At 71.8% G+C, this 6,384-nt stretch carries 6 protein-coding genes and 1 pseudogene; 3 read left to right on the top strand and 4 right to left on the bottom strand.

Annotated features, from left to right (window positions below):
• Window positions 1-178: 178 nt before the first annotated feature.
• Together ABTU92_RS25530 and ABTU92_RS25535 are read left to right on the top strand one after the other, a co-directional pair.
• A complete protein-coding gene (locus tag ABTU92_RS25530; RefSeq protein WP_408094419.1) occupies window positions 179-2,338 on the top strand; it encodes a VTT domain-containing protein in 2,160 nt (719 codons plus the stop codon).
• Window positions 2,335-3,138, top strand: coding sequence for an endonuclease/exonuclease/phosphatase family protein (locus tag ABTU92_RS25535; protein WP_408094420.1), 804 nt, complete (start codon window positions 2,335-2,337; stop codon window positions 3,136-3,138). Before ABTU92_RS25530 ends, ABTU92_RS25535 begins: the two co-directional genes overlap by 4 nt.
• Here ABTU92_RS25535 and ABTU92_RS25540 read toward each other — a convergent pair.
• The 4 genes from ABTU92_RS25540 to ABTU92_RS25555 all read right to left on the bottom strand — a co-directional run bounded on the left by ABTU92_RS25540 (window position 3,063) and on the right by ABTU92_RS25555 (window position 5,908).
• The gene (locus tag ABTU92_RS25540; protein ID WP_408094421.1) at window positions 3,063-3,665 is read right to left on the bottom strand and encodes a cysteine hydrolase family protein; all 603 of its coding nucleotides are present in this window, start codon (window positions 3,663-3,665) and stop codon (window positions 3,063-3,065) included. The genes ABTU92_RS25535 and ABTU92_RS25540 overlap by 76 nt on opposite strands.
• A 237-nt stretch (window positions 3,666-3,902) precedes the next feature.
• The gene (locus ABTU92_RS25545; RefSeq protein ID WP_408094422.1) at window positions 3,903-4,076 is read right to left on the bottom strand and encodes a hypothetical protein; all 174 of its coding nucleotides are present in this window, start codon (window positions 4,074-4,076) and stop codon (window positions 3,903-3,905) included.
• Between the two features lie 42 nt (window positions 4,077-4,118).
• Entirely contained in the window at window positions 4,119-4,523 is a 405-nt protein-coding gene (locus ABTU92_RS25550; protein WP_408094423.1) for a protease inhibitor I42 family protein, read from the bottom strand.
• Window positions 4,524-4,609: 86 nt separating this feature from the next.
• Entirely contained in the window at window positions 4,610-5,908 is a 1,299-nt protein-coding gene (locus ABTU92_RS25555; protein WP_408094424.1) for an amidase, read from the bottom strand.
• A 208-nt stretch (window positions 5,909-6,116) separates the two neighbouring features.
• On the opposite strand from ABTU92_RS25555, the pseudogene ABTU92_RS25560 reads away from it, so the two are divergent.
• Window positions 6,117-6,384: pseudogene (locus ABTU92_RS25560) on the top strand (extensin); the annotation flags it as partial.

Genomic DNA, 6,384 nt, shown 5'->3' on the forward strand with positions numbered 1-6,384 from the left:
GCCCCCTCACCCGACTCGCCGCTGCGCGGCGAGCCACCCTCTCCCCGCGCGCGGGGAGAGGGATCCACATCCCGCCCGCACGCCGGATCCCGGCACCAAACGCCGCCTCGTGCGTTGTCGCGGCAGACCCGACGTGCCTGCGGAACCAGACCCCCGAATGCAAGTTGACGTGCTCCCCGTGACCACCGACCGCATCCTGCGCCCCGGACGCAACGTCTGGCGCATCGAGCCGGCGCATCGTGTCGCCGTGCTGATCGATGCCGGGACGTATTTCTCGGCGCTGCGCCAGTCGCTGCTGCGCGCCCGGCATTCGGTGCTGGTGGTGGGCTGGGACATCCACAGCCGGACGCGGCTGCCGCGCTGCCTTCCGGCCGGTCCCGACGCGCCCGTCGACGACCTGCCCGAGACGCTCGTGGACTTTCTCGCCGCGCTCGCGGCGCGCCGGCCCGAGCTCACCATCCGGCTGCTTCTGTGGAACTACTCGGTGCTGTTCGCGGCCGAGCGCGAGTGGTTCCCGACCGTCGCGATCGATCAGAAGACGCCGCCGCAGGTGATCCTGCGGCTCGACGACCGGCTGCCCTTCGGCTCGTCGCAGCACCAGAAGATCGTGCTGGTCGACGACGCCGTCGCATTCTCGGGCGGCATCGACCTGACGATCCGCCGCTGGGACCGCTGCGACCATCACCCCTGCGATCCCGATCGGATCGATCCGGACGGCGTGCCCTATCCGCCGTTCCACGACGTGCAGATGGTCACCGACGGTCCCGCGGCCCGGGCGCTCGGCGAGGTGGCGAAGACGCGCTGGCGGCGCGCCACCGGCGAGGCGCTGGAGACGGTCGCGTCCGAGGACGCTCCCGATCACGATCGAGACCACGATCCTTGGCCGGACGGTGTCGCGCCCGATGTGCGCGACACCCGCCTCGCCATCGCCCGCACGGTGCCGTGCTGCGACGACGCCGACCCCGAGGTGCGCGAGATCGAGGCTTTGTATCTCGACAGCATCGACGCGGCGCGCCGCAGCATCTACATCGAGAACCAGTTCGTCACCTCGACCCTGATCGCCGAGCGGATCGCCGCGCGCATGCGTGCCGTTCCGGCGCTCGAGCTCCTGGTGGTGACGCCGCGCCAGTATCACTCGTGGATCGAGGCCAACACCATGCATGCCGGCCGGGCGCGCTTCCGCCGCATCCTGGAGGAGGCCGGCGTGTCGGCGCGGGCGCGCTTTCTCTTCCCGCAGGTGCGCGACGGCGAGCACGTCGCCGACACCATGGTGCACTCCAAGGTGATGGTGGTCGACGATCGCCTGCTGCGAATCGGCTCGGCCAATCTCAACAACCGCTCGATGGGCGCCGACGCCGAGTGCGACGTCGCCTTGGAGGCGGAAAGCGAGGCCGAGCGGCGCGCCGTCACGCGCATCCGCAACCGTCTGATCGCCGACCATTGCGGCGTGGCCGAGCAGGCGGTCGCCGACGCGCTGGTGCGCACCGGCTCGCTGGTGCGCACCGCCGAGACGCTGTCGGGCCACGGCCACCGGCTTTGCCCGGTCAGCGATCCGGAGGAGCCGACCGGCGTGCTCGCCGGCACCATCGAGCCGCTCGCCGATCCCGAGAAGCCGATCTCGGTCGAGGCGGTGACGGCGCAGGTGATGGGGCCGACGCGAGCGCGGCGGCTGCCCGGCGCCGTGAAGGCCGGCGCGGTCGTGCTGGTGCTGCTCGGCATCCTGCTCGCCTGGCGCTACGGGCCGCTCGCCGCCTATGCCGACATCGAGCGCGTGCGGGAGATTCTGGGCGGGCTCGGCGGCGTGTGGACGCCGGTCGCCGTCACCGGCCTCTACGTGGCGGCCGGCCTCGTCGGCTTTCCGGTGACGGTGCTGATCGCCGCCACCGCCATGGTGTTCGGCGGCTGGCTCGGCCTCCTCTATGCGGCGCTCGGCACCCTCGTCTCCGCCACGGTCGGCTTCGCCATCGGGGCGCGGCTCGGGCACAAGCCGCTGGTCGGCCTGCTCGGGCCGCGCGTGAACACGATCCGGCGCGAGATCGTCCGCCGCGGCGTGCTCGCCGTCGCCACCATCCGGTTGCTGCCGATCGCGCCCTTCGCGGTGATCAATCTCATGGCCGGTGCCGGCGGCGTGCGCTTCGTCGACTTCATCGGCGGCACCGCGCTCGGGCTGGCGCCCGGCATCGTCGCCATGTCCGCGTTCGGCGATCAGCTCCTCGCTGTCGTGAAGAACCCGACGCCGGGCCGCATCGCCGTGGCGGCCGCGCTGCTCGCCGCCTGGATCGCGATCGCCTTCGCGCTTCAGCGGCTCGCCGGCCGCCGTGGGAGCCGCGAGCCGTGACGGCGAAGCCACCCGGGACGTTCCGGGTGATGACGTGGAACATCCACGGCGCGCTCGGCCGCAACCCGCGTTTCGATCTCGCCCGCGTGCTCGCGCTGATCGAGTGCCACGATCCCGATATCGTCGCCCTCCAGGAGGTCGACTCGCGCCGGCCGCACACGGCCGACACCGAGACCTTCTCCGTGATCGAGCGCCGGCTCGGCCATTGGGGGCTCGGTGCCAAGACGATCGTCACGGCCGACGGCGCCTATGGCCAGATGCTGCTCTCGCGCTGGCGGCCGCGCCGCAGCGACGTGCACGACATCTCCTATCCGGAGCGCGAGCCGCGCCGCGCCATCGTCGCCGACATCGACACGCCGGACGGGCCGGCGCGCGTGATCGCGACGCATCTCGGCCTCTCTTTCGGCGAGCGTCGCACCCAGGCCCGCGCACTGCTCCAGCTGATCGACGGCGGGCCGCAGACCACCGTCGTGGTCGGCGACTTCAACGACTGGCTGTTCGCCGGCTCGGTGCGGGCCGTCCTGCGCGGCGCCTGTCCGGGGCGCACACGCTTCCGCACCTTCCCGTCCGGCTTTCCGCTGTTCCGGCTCGACCGCATCTATTGCCGGCCGGCGGCGGCGCTGGTGCAGGGCTTCACGGATCCGGCCGCCGCCCGCCTCTCGGACCACCTGCCGGTGATCGCCGACGTGGTCGCCGTGCCGGTCGCCCTGCCGCCCGGCGAGCCTCAGTCCTCCAGCCTGTCGCACGACGCGACGATCGTGGCGAAGCGGTCGGAGAGCGCGGCGAGCGCGTTGCGGTGAACCTCGCCGGCCGGGATGACGGCGCCGCTCAGCGGGTCGCGCAGGTCGCGCGTCGCCGTCGCGTTCGCCACCACGGTGGCCTGCAGCCCGAGATCGAGCGCGCCGCGCGCCGTCGCCTCGATGCACATGTGCGTCATGAAGCCGGCGAGCACCAGCGAGGAGCGGTGCAGGGCGTGCAGGCGATCGGCGAGATCGGTCGAGGCGAAGGCGTTGGGCAGGCTCTTGGTCACCACCGGCTCCCCCGGAGCGGGCGCCGCCTGCGAGGCGATCTCGACGCCGGGCGAGCCCGGCGCGAACGGGCCGGCCTCGGTGCGGCCGTGATGCACGATGTGGATCACCGGCGTCTCGAGCCGGCGGGCGCGCTCGAGCAGGCGGCCGATCTCGTCCAGCGCCGCGTCGACGCCCGGCAGCGGCAGCAGGCCGTCGACATACTCCTGCTGGGCGTCGATCACGACCAGCACCGTGTCGGCGAGGCGCGGCGGCCGTATCGCGACGCCGGCGAGCTCGAGCAGCGTTTTCGGGGGCATTTTTCCAGCTCCGGAGGGACGAGAGGGCCGGCGCGGCGAGTCGCGTCCGCCACAGCCTGCCCCGGCGTGGCGGGCGGAAACAAGCCGCGCAAGGAGAACGACCGTCCGGATAAAACAAAACACCGGAGAACAAGTTCTCCGGTGTCCCTTCGGGAGCCTTACGGCGGGGCTGGTCGGCTCGAAACCGGGTGGCTTCGCGCCGTCGTCGGATCCGCCGCTGGTGGGCGTCCTATCCGATCAGAACGCACCCAACACGATGGCGGTGACGAAACCGAACACGACGTAGATCGCCACGCGGTTCAGGTCGATCGAATAAACCAAGATCGTCTCCTCGGGACGTTGAACGGCCGGGACACTAGCACAACCGGATAGCGTTCTGAAGTCGGAAACAATTCCGCAGCGCAACATCATCTCGCGCTGCAGTCGATCGGATTTCTCATCTAGTGGAATTCTTCAGCGGACATCCACGATGATCGTGTGCTCGCGCACCGGCTTCTGCTCCCACGGCCGCTGGTAGAGGAAGCGCAGCTCTGCGCGCCCGCGGCCGGCGCCGACGAGCTTCCATCGGCGCAGCCCGAATGCCCCGATCGCCGGATCGCCGGCTCGCGGGGCATGGCCCAGATCCGTGAGCGTGACGCAGCCGGCATCCCGGCTCGCCGCGGCGTCGAAGCGCCACGCATAGCCGGTCGTGACGTTCTCCTCGAGCGAGATGGTCGAGGTCTCGCCGACCGCGAGGGTCAGGGGCGCCGAGGCGGTTCGGGACTGGGCCGCGGCAGGGCTCGAACACCCCGGGACGATGATCAGAGCGGCGGCGAGGGTGGTCGCAATCGCAAACGGTCGTTGAAAGGGCACGCACATGAAAACGATCTCGTCGGTGCGCCCGGCGAACGCCGGGACGGGCGGGCCGCACCGTGACCGTCGGCGGACGCCCCGACCGCGTCCACTCAGGCCCCCGATGCGGGGGCGACGGCACGCTCGACGAATAGCGCCGCCTCCAGCGCGGCGCGGTCGCGGCCGAACCGGCCGACCACCTGGACGCCGAGCGGCAGCCCCGATTCGTCGTACACCCCCGGAACATTGATGCACGGTGTGCCCATCAGCGTCCACAATCTGTTGAAAATCGACTGTCCGGTGGATTCGAGCCCGCGCGGCGCCGCGCCCGGGGCGGACGGGGTGAGCAGGACGTCGACCTCGCCCATCAGGTCGGCGAGCGCGTGCCGGGCCCGCTTGGCGACCCGCCGGGCGTCGTCATAGGCCTCCGGCGAGATGGTGGCGGCCGCATCGAGATGCGCCCTCAGATGCGGGCCGAGCCGGTCGCGATGGGTGTCGTGCTCGTAGGCGAGCGCCCGATGGACCTCGTGATCCTGGATCGCGGCATGCGCCCGGAACGCATCCTCGAACACCGGCGGCAGCTTGATCTCGACCACGATGGCGCCCGCGGCGGCCGCGCGGCGGGCGGCCTGCTCGACGGCGGCCTGCATGGCGGGGCTCGCCTCCGGCCAGACATGGGTGCGGGCGAGGCCGATGCGCGGCGCCGCGGGCGCCACGCGATCGACGCGGAGATCCCGGCCGGTCAGCGCGGCGGCCGCGAAGGCGACGTCGACGATGCCGGCGGCGAACAGGCCGGCCGTGTCGAGCGACCACGAGAAGCACTTGCAGCCGACCATCGGCAGCATTCGGTAGGAGGGCTTGTAGGCGGCGACCCCGCAATAGCCGCCGGGCCGCACCACCGAGCCGCCGGTCTGGGTGCCGATCGCGACGGGCAGCAGGCCGGCCGCGACGGCCGCGGCCGAGCCCGACGACGAGCCGCCCGGCGTGTGGGCCGGGTCGTGCGGGTTGCGGGTGTCGCCGGCGTCCATGAAGGCGAACTGGGTCGTCACGGTCTTGCCGAGCAGGAGGCCGCCGGCACGGCGCAGCATCGACACCAGTGCCGCATCGGCCGCCGGCCGGTGCCCCGCATAGATCGGCGAGCCATAGGCGGTCGGCAGGTCGGCGGTGTCGAAGATGTCCTTCACGCCGACCGGCAGCCCGCGCAACGGCGCCGCCGAGAGCGTCGCCACGGCCGCCTCGGCCCGCGCTTTTGCACGCGAGACGTCGAGCGCCGCGAAGGCCCGGACCTCCGGCTCCCGCGCCGCGATCGCTTCGGCGCAAAGATCGACCACCCCGGCCGGCGTGATCTTCCCGGCGTCGATTTGCTTGGCGAGATCGAGAGCGGACAACGGACCGACCAGCGGCTTCGCCACGGCATGCTCCTGGGAGGCGGGGGAGGGGGGATCGTGAGCCGGCGCCATTAGGCCGAACCACCGGGCTTCATCAAGTCCGAGATTGCCGTCGGCGAGGGCGCGAACTTGGTAACCAAACTCCGAAAGCGTGGCCGCGACGCCGCACCGAAGGTGGAACCGTAGGGTAACGTTGAGGGCTCCTTAACGGTCTCCTCGGCAGAGTCGCGCCATGACGCGCGACGTTCGTTGGTATCTCGTCGGCTCGCTCGTTCTCCTCACGCTCGCCGGATGCGCTCGCAACTTCATGGGGCAGCGCGAGACGTGGCGACGCGAGGCGGAGGTTCAGTGCCTGAAGTCCGGCTCCGTGAAGCAGGGGCCGGCCGTGGCGTTGCTGTCGCCGATCGACGGCCCCGGCATGTGCGGCGCCGATTTTCCCATGAAGGTGGCGGCGCTCGGCGAGAGCGGGGCGCTCGGCTGGGCCGACGAGCCGCTGCGCC

The organism is Rhodoplanes sp. SY1 (assembly GCF_046000175.1).
Taxonomy (GTDB): Bacteria; Pseudomonadota; Alphaproteobacteria; order Rhizobiales; family Xanthobacteraceae; genus Rhodoplanes.